The organism is Flavobacterium salmonis (assembly GCF_903819435.1).
Lineage (GTDB): Bacteria > Bacteroidota > Bacteroidia > Flavobacteriales > Flavobacteriaceae > Flavobacterium > Flavobacterium chungangense.
The window spans coordinates 108,858-125,022 of record NZ_CAIJDP010000079.1 but is presented as its reverse complement, the minus strand read 5'-3'; the positions used below and the strand labels follow the sequence as shown (position 1 = coordinate 125,022).

Below are 16,165 nucleotides of genomic sequence, written 5' to 3'. Positions count from 1 at the left end.
GTCAAAAGAAGGCTTGACTAAAAGAAAACAAGCTCATAAACAACGGATCTTATATCCTTCAAGACAAATATTCTTAATTATATCTTAAGGGACTGCAAATGTTTCCAAATGAATCCTATTCTCTTATTGTCGTACTGATTAAAAACAAATAGATATTCATGCTTTTTTTCATTTATTTGTGATGAGCCAATGGAAACACGTTAAAAAGCTTAATATTCACCTGATATGGCTTTTGTTGAAAACTTTAAAATATAAAACGAGTTAAGCCAAAATCAAAAGGTATGAATGAAATTGATTCTAAATTTAAACATTTGAGAGTAAATCTGAGAAGGTTTGGTGTAGAAATCGCTGAAGATGTTTTTTACAGATTTCATCCTATAACAATAAAAGCAAAAGATGAAATTTGTGTATTTTGTTTATCAACTACAAAAATTACGAAAGAACATGTATTACCAAAATGGGTCTTCGAAAAAAACACAAATATTACTTTTATATCTAGTACTAATAAACAAATACAGACATACAATAAAGCTGTAGTGCCTACTTGTGCAATTTGTAACAACTCAATATTAGCTCCGATAGAAAGTGAAATGATTAAAATTTTCAAAAAGTCAGAAACCCTAAATCTTTTTAGCGACGAGGATTTATATAATATTATTCGATGGTGTGAGATATTAGATTATAAGTTACAAGTTTATGAATGTAGAAAAGTGTATCTAAAATATGCAAATACTGAATATGATCCTCTTTGGGGAATTCTACCACTTGCTCACATGCGTCATTTTATGGAATTAAATCCATTAAAAGCATTTTCCTTTCTCCGTAACTCACAGCGTAGAATTACTGTAAAAAGTAAAATCAATAGATTAAATTCCATTGTGCTATTTAATACAGCTAAACCTCATTTTAATTTTTTTAATAAACCTAATGAATATATATTTGTAAGTTTTCCAATGAATAATTTTGCACTGTTTTATTTTCTAAGAAAAGTTCATACTGATTTGGACAAAGTTGGTGAAGAAGCTATTTATATAATAGGAAAGGTAATGGAAACATAATGCATGTCAAATAGGGATATTTTTCTAATAAAATTTTAAGTTATGAAATTAGTCCTAAAAGAAAAGAGACTCGAAAGTCTCTTTTTAGAATTAATATATCTTAATAAGATTATTTCCCTTTTAATATTTTCTCCAAATACTCAACCTTATCTTTCTCCGCTTGAACTAAACGCTCGTATAATTCAACAATTTTCTCTACTGTATTAAAATTTGGTTGATAATTCAATGAACTTGCAATCAATGTAGAATTATCACTGCTAGTATTGTGATAGGTATTACCAATAATATTAAATATTGCTTCATCACTATAATTTTTAATTGCTTCCGAAGAAACACCTAAAACTTCTGCAATAGCATTCAGTTTTTCGTCATCAACAATTTCACTTCCTTCAATATTAGAAACAGACTGCTGGCTCACACCAATCGCAGCGGCAAGTGCTTCCTGTTTCATTCCTCTAAGCTCTCTGATGCGGCTTATATTTCTTCCAATATGTTTTGGTTTTGTGGCTGTACTCATAGCTCAAAGATATTTAAAATTCCTGAAATTTTGCTGTTTCGGTAAAACACAAGTCCGCTTTGGTAAGATACAATTTCCATTAGTTCGGTACGGTACAATGTATCGCTTACTTGTGCTGTGTTAAACAAAAATACAATTATTAGGACAAGTACCAACTAAAAAGTAAAAATTATGAATCCAACGTTTAAACTAACCTACTAATCAGAAGAGTATGAAAACAGATGAAATTGAAAACATTGAAGCGATCAGGAGATTAACAAACAGCTGCTTGAGAACCTTAAAACCAGCCGGGGATAAAAACGGTTTGTATACGGCAGAAATTAGAGTATCCAATTATTTTGAACTTGCCGCGATTATTAGAAACCTTATGAAGTTATGCATGGTAGCTTTGGATCAGGATTCGGCTGAAATTCCACGTACTATTGAGAGCCAGACAATTGATGTTAGGCTAATACTGGGAGTTGCCCTGCAGTTATTTCCAATTGATGAATTTGAACTTCTAAATGAAATGAATGCATTATTTCCTGAAGATCATGACCTAATGCGAAATAAGGAAACCAATTAAATCTAAAAATCATGTATCACACTATTTTAACGCAAAATAATCAAATACATCTTATGAAAATAATTGCCTTAGCCCCGATAGCGGCTGACGAAATAATCAGCTCCTAAAAAAAACGAGATTCTCTCTAAAAGAAAAAATCTCGTTTTCATATTATTTTTAATCAGCGATAATGCCCAGAATCGTCTTTGGAATTTCGGCAAAAGCTTCGAAAGAGTAGGGTTTGATCAGGTAGGCTTTTACACCCATCAGGTCGCATTTTTCTTTGTAGGATGGATTGATACTTGTAGAATAGACAAAGCACGGAATATCCATTAATTCATTGGTAGTCAGTATTTCCTGTAGAGCTTCGATGCCATCCAGAATAGGCATATTAATGTCGGTCAGGATAACATCAGGAGTTTCAGTAGAAGTGTCTTTCAGGAAATTTAAAAGTTCTTCGCCATTGGCAACGAGACTTACTTTTCTAAAATTAGGATTTTGGGTAAAAGTATCAAAAATAACATCTGCGTCATCATTGTCATCTTCGGCAATAATAATATGTAGGTTATACTTTTCTGTCATTATAAAATTGGAAAATAAAGATTAAATGTGGTGCCTTCATTGGGCGTACTTTCGACCGTGATAGTACCTGAATGGTTTTCCATAATTTTTTTACAAATTGCAAGACCGATACCGTTTCCTGAGTATTCGTTTTTGGCATGCAGACGCTGAAAAATAGTGAAAATTTTAAGCAGGTGACCGGACTCCATTCCGATACCGTTGTCTTTGATCTTAATCTTAACAAATTTAGTGTTTTGATTCGGAATATCAGTGTTAATATTATCATCCTGATAAATCTGAATGAGTGGGGGAGTATCTGCTTTGCTGTACTTGATAGCATTGGTAATCAAATTAGCAAATAGCTGCCGCATTTGTACCCTCGACGCTTGTATGACGGGTAGTTTGCTCATTTTAATTTGGGCGTTTTTATCCGTAATGCTAATTTCGAGATCATCGACAACTTCTGAAATAACTGAATTTAAATCAACCTCTGTACGTTCCAGCTGTGCGGTGTGCGACGAATATTGTACCAAATCATCTATAAGCGAATTCAATCGCAAGGCAGACAGTTTCATAACGCTCATGGATTTGGCATCTGTTTCTGTAAGATTATTTCCCTGAATCCGTTCACTGTGCATCACAATTTTACGCAGCGGTTCTTTGAGATCATGGGATATTACGTGTATGAATTCCTTGAGATTTCTGTTAATCCTGTTTAATTCGGTAATTTTTTCCTCTAATTCTGATTGATGCTGAATGAGTGCTCCTTCATGCTTTTTCTTTTCGGTTAAATCGGTAATTACGATTCCGATAGCTTCAACCGCCGGTTCAAGATCTGTTAAAGCGATGTAAGCCGGAAATGTTTTTTTACCGGATTCTGATTTAAGAAGTATTTCATGGGTCGTAATACCGTATTTCATCGCTTCGATAAGCTGAACAAATTGTGCAGGATTATCAAAATATTCATGGAGATACGTTCCTATAATCATTTCTGATGATATCCCGGTGAGTTTGGAGAAATAATCATTACAATACAATATAAGACCATCTCTGGAAATACTTAATGCACCCTGCCTGAACTTTTCGATAAGAAGCCTGTAAGTATAGTCGGCCGTTTCCAGCGAATAAAGCTGAGGAACTCCGTTGTTGTGTACAACCAATGCATCGACATCTCCTTGTTTTATAGCATTTACAATACTATTTGACTCAAAAAGTTCTTCCTTTAATGCAGCAATTTCTGCCAGCAATGTGTCGATATTTTTATCTTTGTCTTTCAAATTATCCCCTTATATTAAGTATTGTTAATACCTTTTCTGTATCTGACAAATCTCCTAAAATGATTCTTCTCGGTTCCGGACCTGTTTTAATCAGCGTAGGTATCGCTACAATTTGATGAATCACAGCCTGCTCTTTGTCTCGGCTGATATCAATAATTTCTACTTCGTAATTATCTACGAGATAAGTATCACAAATCTTTCGTAGATTTTCAATAGCATAACCTGATTTTACAGACATGCCTGAAACGAAAAGAGTAAATGTATGTTTGGTTGTGACCGGGCCATCAGATGAATCTTCCATGTTTTATGCAATTATAGGTTTAATATTAAGTCCTACAAGCACTCTTTCTTCATTAGAGAGGTCACCTATTATTTTACGAATAGGCTCAGGAAATTTGCGTACCAGCGTTGGTACTGCCAAAATCTGATCCCCTTCTGCCAATTGCGGGCTTTTAAGCAAATCAATGATTTCGATGCTGTATATCCCTTTCAAATGTATTTCGGCATATTTTTTTATATTCTCAAGCGCTTTAATTGATTTTGGCGTTTGTCCGGCTATATAGAGTAATAATTGCCATTCGGCTACAACTTCTTTTTTCATAATACTGTTATTTTTTAGAAGACAATTTCGCCTGTAATTCTTCTGTTGCCCTTAGAATACTAAGTTCTTCTTCAGCAGATTCGAATTCATTCTTAAGTGCTTCTATATTGGCTTCCAAAACTTTACGCTTACGGGCAATTTCCCTGTCTTTTCTGCTGATTTCGTTTTGAAGCTTAATATCGGATACCGTTTTTTTGAATCTGTAGGTTTGTCGTGCAGCACCTGTCAGGATTCCATTTGGTCCTAATTCAACATCCAATAGTTCTATACCATTATTGTTGATTACAAATTCCCTTACCTGATTCGAATGTCCCATTCCTCTTGCCTTGATAATAAAAATACCCCGGTTTCTTTCTCCAATGCCTTCCATATCCCGAACGGTAATCCAGGTATCTACCAAAGAAGAAACCGATTCTTCTGCCAGGTCAGGTCTGAAATTATCCGTTTGTTTGTTTAAAGACGTAAATAAGGCTGTTATATTGTGTGCTTTTAGCATATCAATCAGCCTAACGAGCATCGAACGAACTTCGTGTTCACTTCCTACAGAGATCAAATTGCTTATTGGATCAATGATTATAGTCGTTGGTTTGAATTCCCTGATTAATTTTCTTAGTGTAAGCAAATGCAGTTCAAGACCATTTAAAGATGGTCGTGCCGAATGAATTTGCAGTAATCCTTTTTTGATGTGTACATCCAGGTCAATACCAATCGATCTCATATTTCGGACCAGCTGATGTGGCGATTCCTCAAATGCAAAATAGATTGTTTTCTCCTTATTTTTACATTGCTCGTTCGCGAAATAACATCCAATCGTAGTTTTGGCTGTTCCCGCTGTACCGGATACTAATATATTGCTGCCACGATAAAATCCACCGCCCTGAAACATTTCGTTTAATCCGGGAACACCGGTAGAAATGACTTCTGAAGAAACTTCGTTATCCAGTTTTAGTGAGGTAATGGGCAATACTGAAATTCCGTCTTCGTCAATTAAAAATGGATATTCGTTTGTGCCATGTGTTGATCCTCTGTATTTTACAATTCGTAATCTTCTGGTAGAAACCTGCTCGATAACACGATGATCCAGTACAATCACACAATCCGAAACATATTCTTCTAATCCCTGGCGGGTTAGGGTTGCTTCGCCGCGTTCTCCCGTAATGATAGCCGTTACACCTTTTGTTTTAAGCCAGTGAAACAACCGTCGCAATTCAGCTCTAAGAATAGCCTGATTGTCAAGACCCGCAAAAAGGGATTCTATGGTATCCAATACAACGCGTTTCGCTTTTATGGAGTCGATAGCGTGTCCTAATCGGATAAATAAACCATCAAGATCATATTCGCCGGCTTCTTCAATTTCTGATCTTTCAACTCTCACATGATCTACAACGAGTTTTTTTTCAGCTTTCAGCTTTTCGAGGTCAAATCCAAGAGATTTTACGTTTAAAGTAAGATCATCCGAAGGTTCTTCGAAAGACATGAAAACTCCGGGTTCTTTATACTCTGTAATTCCTTTAATAAGGAACTGCATTGATAACAATGTTTTTCCACAACCGGCTCCGCCACAGATTAATGTTGGGCGTCCTTTTGGGAAACCACCATCTGTAATTTCGTCCAATCCATCTACTCCTGTAGGTATTTTGGGAAATATAAAACTATGTATTTTTGATTTTTCTTGCATGCTTCTAAATATTCTGTGTATCTCAAATATACGGTTTCTTCCATAATTAATAATTAATATTTATTAAAGATTTAACAGCTGTTTACATAAAATACAAATGATTTTAGGGAATACATGGTATTTATTGCATATAAATTAAATATATGGTGAAATCTTAAACTTTGTTAAGAAAATGATTTTCGGATATGGGCTATGCAATAAAAGTTCTAGTTAGATAATGAAGTTTGGGTTTTGATAAATATTTTTTGAAAACTGGTGCCTGTGCCGACAGAAGGGTATCTTTTTTTAGAAAAGGTTTTTCACCAGCTCAAAAAAAATATAACCAAAAGCGGAAATGAGTTCCCATAAAAAACGAGACTGTCTCTTCCAAAGAAACAGTCTCGTTTTTATTAATCTAAAAAAGAAAAGAAATTATCCGTGTGCTGCAACAGAAACATCAGCCCATTCTTCCCAGGTGGCAAGTTTTTGTTCATAGACTTGTTTTGCTAATGGAAAAGCAACTTTTCCTAAAAATAAGCGTAGAGGAGGAGTTTCAGCTTCAACCAATTTAATGATCGCCGGAACTGTAGCACTTGTTTTTCCGAAAGTATCAGGATCATGTCCTTCTGCAATGGCTTTTTTAAGTCCGTCATAAGCATCGATGCTTTTGCTGTTGAATCCATGACCCCAGATATCAGTAGCATAACCGTTTGGTTCAACAAGGGTTACGTTGATACCAAATTGCTTTACTTCAGAAGCCAACGTTTCAGTAAGGCCTTCAACGGCAAATTTTGATGCATTGTAAAGTCCTAAAACAGGTAAAGCGGCGATTCCCAAAATAGAAGAAACCTGAATGATATGGCCGCTTTGCTGCTTTCTCATAATTGGCAAAACGGCTTGCGTTAACCATAAAGTTCCGAAGAAATTGGTTTCAAACTGCGCTCTTGCTTCTTCTTCGCTTGCTTCTTCTACGGCACCATTTAAAGCATAACCTGCATTGTTGATTAGTATATCAATTTTTCCAAAATGCTGATGTACTTTTTCAACCACAGCAAACGAGTCGGCGCGATTATTTACATCCAGTTTTAAAGGTAAAACAGCATCTCCGTACTGTGCTTTTAAATCAGCTAATGAATCGATATTTCTGGCTGTAGCAGCTACCTGATATCCTTTTTCTAAAAATGCTTCTGTCCAGGCTCTTCCAAATCCTTTTGATGCTCCTGAAATTAAAATTGTTTTTGACGACATAATGTTTATTTTTTATTAAATTATTTTATTGATTTATTACTATTGATTTTACCATTGCTATTTATCATTGATTTTTGCCATTGATATTGTTTTTTTATTCAATAAGTGACCGAAAGGTCATTTTTTAAGTAAAAAAATTAGAGGCTGTTTTCCTCTACTATTGATTTTAGGGTATTTGCGACTACATTCATCTTATCATTGTTTCCTGACATTCTCGACATAAGGTGGCCACCTTCCATCATGGCAACCATTACGGTAGCAAAATCTACTCCATTCCAGTCGGTTTTGAATTCACTGTTTGCGATTCCTTTCTTAATAATGGTTTCCAATAACTGCTGATTGCTATTAATTCCCTTATTTATTTTTTCTTTTATAACAGGATTGGTATCATCTGCTTCTGTACCAAAATTTAACAAAGGACACCCACCAGTAAGCGGCGGATTTACAGCATTACTAAAAAAATCTATATAAGTAAACAATTCTTCTTTCGCTGTTTTGCATTTGCTGATTTTGGCCATCAGTTTATCACCTAAAACTTTCATATTATAATCTACAGCTGCACAGGCAAGAACTTCCTTGTTTTCAAAATGAACGTACATACTTCCTTTAGACAACTTTGTGGCTTCCATAATATCACTCATAGCTGTTGCGGCAATCCCTTTGGTATTAAAAATGGGAGCTGCTTTTTCTATGATGAATTGTCTGGTTTCTTCGCCTTTTGCCATGATGATTGTTCTTTCTTTGTTCTATTTTAAAAGAATTACAATGCAAATATATGACCGATTGGTCATTTACGCAAATTTAGTATCATTTATTTCCAAATTATTTTATAATCCGTATAGATTTTCGCGTTTCAATGCTTGATTTTTCATTGGCTCTTGATGAAGTCGACTTGCTGTTCGTTTTTTTTGCAGATGTTCTGGCACTTTCCTCTACGTTGGATTTATGATGTGAAATGTTCATAGCCCGATTTTTAAGTTGTTTTACAAATCTAAAACTGATGACAACCAAATACTTATACTTTTACAATATTTAATTATATTATTATCAGATAATTACAATAAAATCGCTAATAGTTTATATAAAGTAATTTTTTTAAAACTTTTTTAGAACAATGCCAAATAGTAATCCATATTCAGTCGTTTTTATTTTTTTTGTAAATTAGGAAACGAAAATTGCCTGCTTAAAATCGGGTAATTGTTAATCTTAAAAATAAGACTATAATATGATACAACTAACTGTAAACGGCAAAACAGAGAATTTGGATGTCAGTCCGGATATGCCGCTCCTTTGGGCAATTCGTGATACTTTGGGGCTAACCGGTACAAAATTTGGCTGTGGCGTCGCGCAATGCGGAGCCTGTGTAGTGCATTTGGATGGTGAAGCAGTTCGCTCCTGTGTGACCAAAATGAGTCGTGCAAAAGGTAAAAATGTAGTAACTATTGAAGGATTATCTAAAGATAACGATCATCCGGCGCAAAAAGCCTGGCAGGAAATCGACGTGCCTCAATGCGGATATTGCCATTCAGGACAAATCATGTCGGCAGCGGTACTTCTTCGGGAAAATCCAAATCCGACAGATCAGGATATAGACGATGCCATGGCCGGAAACATCTGCAGATGCGGTACTTATCCACGAATACGTAAAGCGATACATTTGGCTTCACAAATGCAGGAGAAAAATAAAATCTGATAGATAAAAAACTATGTCAACAAAAATAAAATTTATATTGATAGCCATAATGTTAGCTTCCGGTATTGGACTTGCATTTACTGTTTCGAATAATCGGATTGTAGAAAAAGAATATGTTTCCATCGTACCGATAAAAAAAGACAGCGTCGCATCCGTAGCAGCATTTAAACAAGTATATAAAGTTTTGATGAGTCCGCGTTGCGTCAATTGCCATCCAAAAGGAGACATTCCGCTTCAGGGAGATAATAGCGTTATTCACAGCATGCAGCCCAAACGCGGCAAAGACGGAAAGGGGGTGTATGCAATGAAATGTGCTAACTGCCATCAATCCTCAAACAGCCCCGGACTGCATACACCACCGGGAAATCCAGACTGGCATTTACCCCCAGCTGATATGAAAATGGTATTTGAAGGAAAAACGGCTCACGAACTCGCTAAACAATTGGTAAATCCAAAACTTAACGGACATAAGGATCTGCAAAAACTTATAGCGCATGCAGATGATGGTTTGGTAAAAGCGGGATGGAACATGGGAAAAGGAAGAACGGTTCCGCCTTTAACGCATGCACAGTTTAAAAAAGCCTGGATTACGTGGCTGCAAACAGGTGCGTATGCTCCTGCAAAATAGTATTGCCTTAATTTAATGATTATCCGATGACTCAAAATAACAACATAGATACTACAAGACGAAATTTCCTGAAACTTACCGGATTAGGTGGTGCTGCACTTTGCCTTGGTTTTTACTTTCCTGCAAATGGCGCGCCGGTGGTGGTACGTCCTTCTGAACTAAATGATTCAGAAATCGAATTATGCCCCTGGATTATTATCAATCCGTCAGGAAAAGTGACTATTGTAAACCACAGGGCAGAAATGGGGCAGGGTTCCTATCAGTCGGTACCGCAAATTGTAGCCGAAGAACTCGAAGTTGACATGAAAGATATCAACGTCATCTTTGCCATTGGTAACGAAAAAAAATATGGAGGACAAATTACCGGAGGAAGTTCAACTATTCGTTCTGCTTATAAAAAACTGCTTAAATTAAGTGCTGCAGCACGTGAAATGCTTATTACGGCCGCAGCAACAAAATGGAATGTTCCCGTAACCGATTGTTATGCCGAATCCGGACACGTAATTCACAAACCATCAGGGAAAAAATTACATTATGGAGAACTTGCTGAAGCAGCCTCAAAACTGGAAACTCCAAAAGAACCAAAGCTGAAGAAAATATCTGAATATAAATTAATTAGAAAGCCACTTAAAAGAATTGACACACCACTTAAAACCAATGGTGTGTTAATTTTTGGACTTGACACGAGAATTCCGGGAATGCTCTTTGCTTCGGTAGAACGCGATCCACGTTATTTTGGAAAAGTTAAAAGTTTTAATGCAACTGCCGCATTAAAAATTCCGGGTGTGAAACGCGTTTTTAAGGTTAAAATGGGATATTATGAGCACATACGTGAAGGTGTTGCCGTTGTTGCTACTTCAACCTGGGCAGCTCTTGAGGGCAGAAAACAATTAAAAGTAGAGTGGGACAGCAGCGGTTTTAAACACTGGAGTACGCCTGAGATATTCGAAACGCAAAACAATCTTCTAAAAACAGAAGAAGGAATGTCGCTAAAAACGCAGGGAAATCCAACAGAAATATTATCAAAAACAGATAAGAAATTAGACGTAATCTATCAAACCCCTTATCAGTCACACGCCGCAATGGAGCCCATAAATTGTATTGCCCATCACAAGGGCGATTCGGTTGAAATTTGGGGACCAATACAAGCACCTGGCTGGGTTCAGGATTACATAAGCAAAAAGTTTGGAATAGATAAAGAGAAAGTGATTGTAAATATGACTTTTCTGGGCGGGGGGTTCGGACGTAAAGCCATGAACGATTATCCATATGAGGCTGTCGCAGTTTCAAAGGAAATTGGCGGTCCGGTTCAGATTGTCTGGACGCGTGAAGATGATGCTACATTAGGGCCATTTCGTCCGGGAATTTCTTACCGCTGCGAAGGAACTATTTCGAATGGAAAAATTGATGCCTTGAAATTCAGGATGGCAGGCCAAAATAATGGTCACTGGAGCGGAGCACCAAAGAACAAACCAAATGGAAGTACCAGCGAAGGATTCTTAAAACCTTATTATGAAAGTATTAAAAACATAAGCATTTCAGATGTTCTTTTTGAGACGAGTATTCCAACAAGCTTCTGGAGATCTGTATATGCCTCCACAAACGGATTTGCCTATGAAAGTTTCATCGATGAAATGGCGCATGAAGCAGGAAAAGATCCGTTAACTTTTCGCCGCGAACATTTACAGGAAGAGCGCTGTCAAAAATTAATTGATAGAATGGAGGAAGTTTCTGGCTGGAAAAACCGTAAAAAAAATGAAGGATATGGTGTCGCTATTACAGAATGTTTTAACTCAACAGTAGGGCAGGTTGTAAAAGTTTCCAAAAACGCTGATGGCGGTGTAAAAATAGATAAAGTCTGGGCTGTCATGGATTGTGGCTGGTATGTAAATCCGGATATCATTCATGCACAGGTTGAAGGCTCTATTGTCATGGGGCTGGGTGCGGCAACTACTCATCAGATTACCTTTAAAGAAAATATTGTTGAGCAGCATAATTTTTATGATTATCCAATGCCCCGTATTAATGAAATTCCTTTAATCGAAGTACACATCATAGATAATGAGGAAGATGCTGGGGGAGTGGGAGAACCGGCACTGCCTCCTTTTGCCCCGGCATTAACCAATGCCATATTTGATTTGACAGGAAAACGAATCAGAACTTTGCCTTTTAGCCTAAAAACAGTTTAAATCAATTAGCAACAATTTAGATGTTCAAGGCAAAATTATTTCAAAAAAGGATTAAAGTATGATGCACGAATTATTAAAGTTAAAAGAATCGTACATTTTAGCCCAGGCAATAGGACTCAAAAGCGTTATGGCTACAGTTGTCGCAATTGAAGGCTCCTCGTACAGAAGACCGGGTGTTCGTATGCTTATTTTTGAAAATGATACAATGGTTGGAGCTGTAAGCGGAGGATGTGTTGAAAATGAAATTCTCAAACAATCTCAATCTGTATTTTTGGATAACAAAGCTAAGATTATGATTTATGATGGGAGATATAGATTGGGATGCGAAGGTATTCTGTATATTCTTTTGGAACCTTTTTCTCCTGATGCAGCTGTGTTGGATGCTTTAGAGACCGTTGTAAAAAAAAGGCAAACTCTGCAAATTGAATCTTTTTACACTAAAACAGAGGGAATTCAACCCGGTTTGGGTTCCGAATTTCATTTTGAAGGAAGAAACTTTGTTTTTTCCAATATCCAATTAGATAAAACATTGCCGGCTTACACACAAATTCTTCAACCACGCTTTCATTTAATTATCATTGGATCAGAACATGATGCAGTTCAATTATGTCAATTTGCCTCTTTAACGGGCTGGCAAATTACAATTATAGCATCAATAAAAGATTCTAAAACGATTGCTAATTTTCCGGGTGCAAATCAGGTTTTACATCTGCTGCCGGAAGAAATTGATTCTATTTCTATTGACAGTGAAACGGCTGTTATGTTAATGACTCACAGTTACTCAACCGATTTAAAGTTTCTTACAGGATTAAAAAATACACAGCCTGCATATCTTGGGCTTCTTGGTCCGGTTAAAAGACGAAATCAAATATTAAACGATTTTTTTGAATTTACTGATTCTTATAATGAAAGCCTTCTGGATGTTACTTATGGTCCATCGGGTATTAGTATTGGGGCAGAAACTCCTCAGGAAATTGCCATTAGTATTATTGCTGAGATACTTTCTGTTGTACGGAAAGAAGAGCCAATATCTTTAAAATATAAAAATAGTGCTATTCATTCCTAAATCATAATTGATGAGTCAGACAGCCATAGTGGTATTAGCAGCAGGAAATGCCAAAAGAATGGGAAAATCAAAACAACTATTGCCATGGGGAAATTCAACTTTATTGGGCAGTATCATTAGAAATGTTTTGTTAACCGATGCCGATCTTTTTTTTGCTGTTCTGGGGGCGTATCAAAATGAAATTATAGAAAAAATAAACTTTTCTAAAACCAATGTACTTATTAATGAAAACTGGCAAAAGGGCTTGGGCAGTTCTATAACACTTGCAGTTGAAGAAATAAATCAAAAATATACTGATGTAAACGCTGTGCTATTTGTACTCGCCGATCAGCCTTTTATTGGGCATATTCATTTAAACACAATGCTGCAACTTCATCAAAAAGGGGAAGATGTGATTATTATTACCGCAAAAGAGGATTATAAAGGTGTTCCGGTTCTATTTCCGGGTAAATATTTTCCGGAACTTATGTTATTATCTGGTGATGAAGGAGCGAAAGAAATTATCAAGAAAAATAAAAGTCAGGTCAGAGAGGTTGAAACTAAAGATGACATAATAGATATTGATACGTTTGAATCTTATCATGCACTTCATAAAATCCTGAATAAAACAGAATAATTTTATTTTGTGATTTGTTAAAGGCAAGCCTTACATAGGTTAGGAGGTATGTAAATAAAAAACGTTTCGGATTATGGATCTGAAACGTCTTTATTTTTTATTTTTTCTCCTGATTATTCAATTTATCATCGAAATCAGGTTCTTCTTTTTTAAATTTATGAGTATCAACATCATAATTTTCATCGTTTGTTAAAACTTCATCATGATCTTTATATTGATGTTTTCTCATATCACTTCGGGTATCAGAACCACTTTTTTTAGTGCTTTTCGGATTTTGATTATTTGTATTCATAAATATATCGTTTTAAATTTAATTAAAATTACCTGAACTATTAAATAAAAACTTACAAAATAATTTATGAAAATTATATAATATTACTATACTAAATTTGATTTAGTAGGAAAATTTAAATAAATATTATTATGAGAACTTTCCTTTAATGCTCTATAATCTATTCTTACGATTTATTTTTGATCAATCTATGCATTTTTATTATAAAAGTTAAAAGTAAAAAAACAACTATGATTTGATTTTTATAGATTTGTAAAGTCTGTTTTCCAAAAATTACCTGGAAAAGAATTATAAATTAATGTCAATGAAAGCTGTTACCTCAATATTTTTATTTTTAATGTTTGTCTATTCAAATTCTTACTCTCAATTGAGTTCAGATAAAATATTCGAAAGCTTTAAACAAGGTGAACGCACAAATTGCTCATCGATTGCTTTTATAAAAGCTTCTTTAAATGTTTATGGATTAGACAACTTGTATGTAACAGAAATAATAAATGATAGTTTAAAAAAAATAACCCTAAAAAATAATGCGTCATTTCATCTAAAAAATGATGAAATAAGCAAAGCCAAAGAATCGGCTGGTTTTGTATTTATCAAAAACAATTGCGAAAGTGAAAAAATTATAGACTATGCAATATTGACATATGCTGTAATGGCAAAATACAAACAAATTATTGATAAAGAAACAACTTTTGATAAAGCATTAGAAGATTTAGAAGACGGTGAAGTGTACACTCCAACAATTTATAAATATTTAGGTTTCGAAATAGGGAAACAGATACAAAAATTGAAGCGCCAGTCCGGAAGTGAATTTTGTGGTGTTGTAGCATGGTCAACAGCGCATGCCGTTTTTGTTTGCGAAGAATTTATGGATTATTATGGCAACAAAAAAAGTATATGGGAAAAGTATCCTGGCCGTTTTAGAATAATCAATCCGGATGAAGAAATAAAAAATAACCTTTAATAACAGATATTTAGATTTCTTTTATTGAATACAATTCATTATTACACAATACTTTAGAAACAAATACTGTACTAATTTCAAAAAAAAGAAAAAAAAGAAAACAATAAAGTTGCAATTAAAGTTAATTTATATACTTTTGTTTTCATTAACAACCAATTAGATTCATAAAATGAAGAGCAAAATTATTTTACTAAGTATCCTATTTTTCTTGACGACTGGTGCTATCTCAGCACAGGCAAAAAATGCTCCAAGAAGTATTATCAGTACAACAGCTCTAATCCGTAAATACCATGATCAAAAAGAATTGAGCGGTATGCAAAAAGGAGAACTTTTGGAGTTATACATTGAGCGTATTAAAGTTTTAGTAAAAACGCTTCCTTACATCGCATTAGTTACAAAACCAGGTGTTACCATGTCTGATTTAGGTATTCCAGACGATAGTGAACACAAGAAAACCTTAGATAACCAAGCAGTTGGTACAACAACATTCTTAGATACAACAGTAGAATTTCAGAGAAAAATGATGCCTTATTCAGACAAGGCAAATCTAATCGCTGCAATTTTGTTTTATGAAGGTACATTGAAATCATTACACGAGTTCAATGACTTGAACGAAATGTAAGATTGATTTAACCTCTCTGTATTTAAGAATTTAAGATAGGTTAATACTTTAAAAATCTAAAATACTAATCAAACCAATTCATTAGAATTGAGTTGAATAATTTATAAATTGCCCATTTCTTTTTTTATGAAATTGGGCTTTTTTTATATGTTAAATTTAAAAAACTTCGCCACGACTTTTTTATTCTTCTGATTGATTTGGAAAGTGCTTTTTTATAACTTCATGGAGCATTGCGACGTTTAAAGTTTTTTGTCTGTAATCTGCTATCTCTTCTATAGTATCTGCTTTGGCTTTGTCCGCCGGATTAAATGAACTGGTAAGCATTATGATTCTAATTTCTTTTTTTCTTTCATCAGATACTAAAATTTTATAGCTTTTAATAAATTCCCAACCATCCATTACCGGCATATTAATATCCAAAAAAACTAATTGAGGTTGTGGATTTATTGTTTCCTGAGATTCAAATTTTCCTTTATTGCATAGGTAGTCAATAGCTTCTTTTCCGTTTAATGCTACTTGAATATGCTCTGTTATATTTGCCTTCTGGACGATCTTTTTATTAATAAAATTTGTGGCAAAGTCATCATCTATCAATAGAACGCAGTTCAATTTATTTTTCATTTTTTAATCAC

At 34.8% G+C, this 16,165-nt stretch carries 20 protein-coding genes; 9 read left to right on the top strand and 11 right to left on the bottom strand.

Going from position 1 to position 16,165, the window contains the following annotated elements:
* The first annotated feature begins 281 nt into the window (after positions 1-281).
* On the top strand, positions 282-1,058 hold the full coding sequence (locus tag FLACHUCJ7_RS17075; protein ID WP_180909753.1) for a hypothetical protein: 777 nt from the start codon (positions 282-284) through the stop codon (positions 1,056-1,058).
* Between the two features lie 109 nt (positions 1,059-1,167).
* Here FLACHUCJ7_RS17075 and FLACHUCJ7_RS17070 read toward each other — a convergent pair whose 3' ends face one another.
* Positions 1,168-1,575, bottom strand: coding sequence for a helix-turn-helix domain-containing protein (locus FLACHUCJ7_RS17070; protein WP_180909752.1), 408 nt, complete (start codon positions 1,573-1,575; stop codon positions 1,168-1,170).
* A 211-nt stretch (positions 1,576-1,786) separates the two neighbouring features.
* Here FLACHUCJ7_RS17070 and FLACHUCJ7_RS17065 point away from each other — a divergent pair, with 211 nt between their 5' ends.
* Positions 1,787-2,140 carry a hypothetical protein gene (locus tag FLACHUCJ7_RS17065; protein ID WP_180909751.1) on the top strand — a complete coding sequence of 118 codons (354 nt, stop codon included), beginning with the start codon at positions 1,787-1,789 and terminating at the stop codon, positions 2,138-2,140.
* A 156-nt stretch (positions 2,141-2,296) separates the two neighbouring features.
* Here FLACHUCJ7_RS17065 and FLACHUCJ7_RS17060 read toward each other — a convergent pair whose 3' ends face one another.
* From FLACHUCJ7_RS17060 to FLACHUCJ7_RS17025, 8 genes are all read right to left on the bottom strand, one after another.
* Positions 2,297-2,701: a response regulator gene (locus FLACHUCJ7_RS17060; protein ID WP_180909750.1), complete on the bottom strand. Its 405-nt coding sequence runs from the start codon at positions 2,699-2,701 to the stop codon at positions 2,297-2,299.
* The gene (locus FLACHUCJ7_RS17055; RefSeq protein ID WP_180909749.1) at positions 2,701-3,957 is read right to left on the bottom strand and encodes a sensor histidine kinase; all 1,257 of its coding nucleotides are present in this window, start codon (positions 3,955-3,957) and stop codon (positions 2,701-2,703) included. Before FLACHUCJ7_RS17055 ends, FLACHUCJ7_RS17060 begins: the two co-directional genes overlap by 1 nt.
* Before the next feature lies 1 nt (position 3,958).
* Positions 3,959-4,258 carry a circadian clock KaiB family protein gene (locus FLACHUCJ7_RS17050; RefSeq protein WP_031456493.1) on the bottom strand — a complete coding sequence of 100 codons (300 nt, stop codon included), beginning with the start codon at positions 4,256-4,258 and terminating at the stop codon, positions 3,959-3,961.
* A 3-nt stretch (positions 4,259-4,261) separates the two neighbouring features.
* Positions 4,262-4,558 (bottom strand): circadian clock KaiB family protein, encoded by a 297-nt coding sequence (locus tag FLACHUCJ7_RS17045; protein WP_031456492.1) that lies wholly within the window; start codon positions 4,556-4,558, stop codon positions 4,262-4,264.
* A gap of 7 nt (positions 4,559-4,565) precedes the next feature.
* The gene (gene kaiC / locus FLACHUCJ7_RS17040) at positions 4,566-6,236 is read right to left on the bottom strand and encodes a circadian clock protein KaiC (RefSeq protein WP_180909748.1); all 1,671 of its coding nucleotides are present in this window, start codon (positions 6,234-6,236) and stop codon (positions 4,566-4,568) included.
* Positions 6,237-6,647: 411 nt separating this feature from the next.
* Positions 6,648-7,463, bottom strand: a complete 816-nt coding sequence (locus FLACHUCJ7_RS17035; RefSeq protein WP_180909747.1) for an SDR family NAD(P)-dependent oxidoreductase — start codon at positions 7,461-7,463, stop codon at positions 6,648-6,650.
* Between the two features lie 137 nt (positions 7,464-7,600).
* Complete coding sequence (locus FLACHUCJ7_RS17030; protein ID WP_180909746.1) at positions 7,601-8,188, bottom strand: TetR/AcrR family transcriptional regulator; 588 nt, start codon at positions 8,186-8,188, stop codon at positions 7,601-7,603.
* A 97-nt stretch (positions 8,189-8,285) separates the two neighbouring features.
* Complete coding sequence (locus FLACHUCJ7_RS17025; protein ID WP_180909745.1) at positions 8,286-8,426, bottom strand: hypothetical protein; 141 nt, start codon at positions 8,424-8,426, stop codon at positions 8,286-8,288.
* Between the two features lie 262 nt (positions 8,427-8,688).
* On the opposite strand from FLACHUCJ7_RS17025, the gene FLACHUCJ7_RS17020 reads away from it, so the two are divergent.
* From FLACHUCJ7_RS17020 to FLACHUCJ7_RS17000, 5 genes are read left to right on the top strand one after another with little or no spacing between them, the layout of a single operon-like run.
* A complete protein-coding gene (locus tag FLACHUCJ7_RS17020; protein ID WP_078228064.1) occupies positions 8,689-9,156 on the top strand; it encodes a (2Fe-2S)-binding protein in 468 nt (155 codons plus the stop codon).
* Between the two features lie 13 nt (positions 9,157-9,169).
* Positions 9,170-9,784, top strand: a complete 615-nt coding sequence (locus FLACHUCJ7_RS17015; protein ID WP_180909744.1) for a hypothetical protein — start codon at positions 9,170-9,172, stop codon at positions 9,782-9,784.
* 26 nt (positions 9,785-9,810) lie between these two features.
* Positions 9,811-11,973 (top strand): xanthine dehydrogenase family protein molybdopterin-binding subunit, encoded by a 2,163-nt coding sequence (locus FLACHUCJ7_RS17010; RefSeq protein ID WP_180909743.1) that lies wholly within the window; start codon positions 9,811-9,813, stop codon positions 11,971-11,973.
* Between the two features lie 58 nt (positions 11,974-12,031).
* A complete protein-coding gene (locus tag FLACHUCJ7_RS17005; protein WP_180909742.1) occupies positions 12,032-13,039 on the top strand; it encodes an XdhC family protein in 1,008 nt (335 codons plus the stop codon).
* 10 nt (positions 13,040-13,049) lie between these two features.
* Positions 13,050-13,655 (top strand): nucleotidyltransferase family protein, encoded by a 606-nt coding sequence (locus FLACHUCJ7_RS17000; protein ID WP_078228060.1) that lies wholly within the window; start codon positions 13,050-13,052, stop codon positions 13,653-13,655.
* A 97-nt stretch (positions 13,656-13,752) separates the two neighbouring features.
* Here FLACHUCJ7_RS17000 and FLACHUCJ7_RS16995 read toward each other — a convergent pair whose 3' ends face one another.
* Complete coding sequence (locus FLACHUCJ7_RS16995) at positions 13,753-13,947, bottom strand: hypothetical protein (RefSeq protein ID WP_078228059.1); 195 nt, start codon at positions 13,945-13,947, stop codon at positions 13,753-13,755.
* Between the two features lie 304 nt (positions 13,948-14,251).
* Here FLACHUCJ7_RS16995 and FLACHUCJ7_RS16990 point away from each other — a divergent pair, with 304 nt between their 5' ends.
* Together FLACHUCJ7_RS16990 and FLACHUCJ7_RS16985 are read left to right on the top strand one after the other, a co-directional pair.
* The gene (locus tag FLACHUCJ7_RS16990; RefSeq protein WP_180909741.1) at positions 14,252-14,911 is read left to right on the top strand and encodes a hypothetical protein; all 660 of its coding nucleotides are present in this window, start codon (positions 14,252-14,254) and stop codon (positions 14,909-14,911) included.
* Positions 14,912-15,080: 169 nt separating this feature from the next.
* A complete protein-coding gene (locus FLACHUCJ7_RS16985; protein ID WP_078228058.1) occupies positions 15,081-15,533 on the top strand; it encodes a hypothetical protein in 453 nt (150 codons plus the stop codon).
* Positions 15,534-15,713: 180 nt separating this feature from the next.
* Here the strand turns inward: FLACHUCJ7_RS16985 and FLACHUCJ7_RS16980 are convergent, their stop codons facing one another.
* Positions 15,714-16,154 (bottom strand): response regulator, encoded by a 441-nt coding sequence (locus FLACHUCJ7_RS16980; protein WP_180909740.1) that lies wholly within the window; start codon positions 16,152-16,154, stop codon positions 15,714-15,716.
* Between the last annotated feature and the right edge of the window lie 11 nt (positions 16,155-16,165).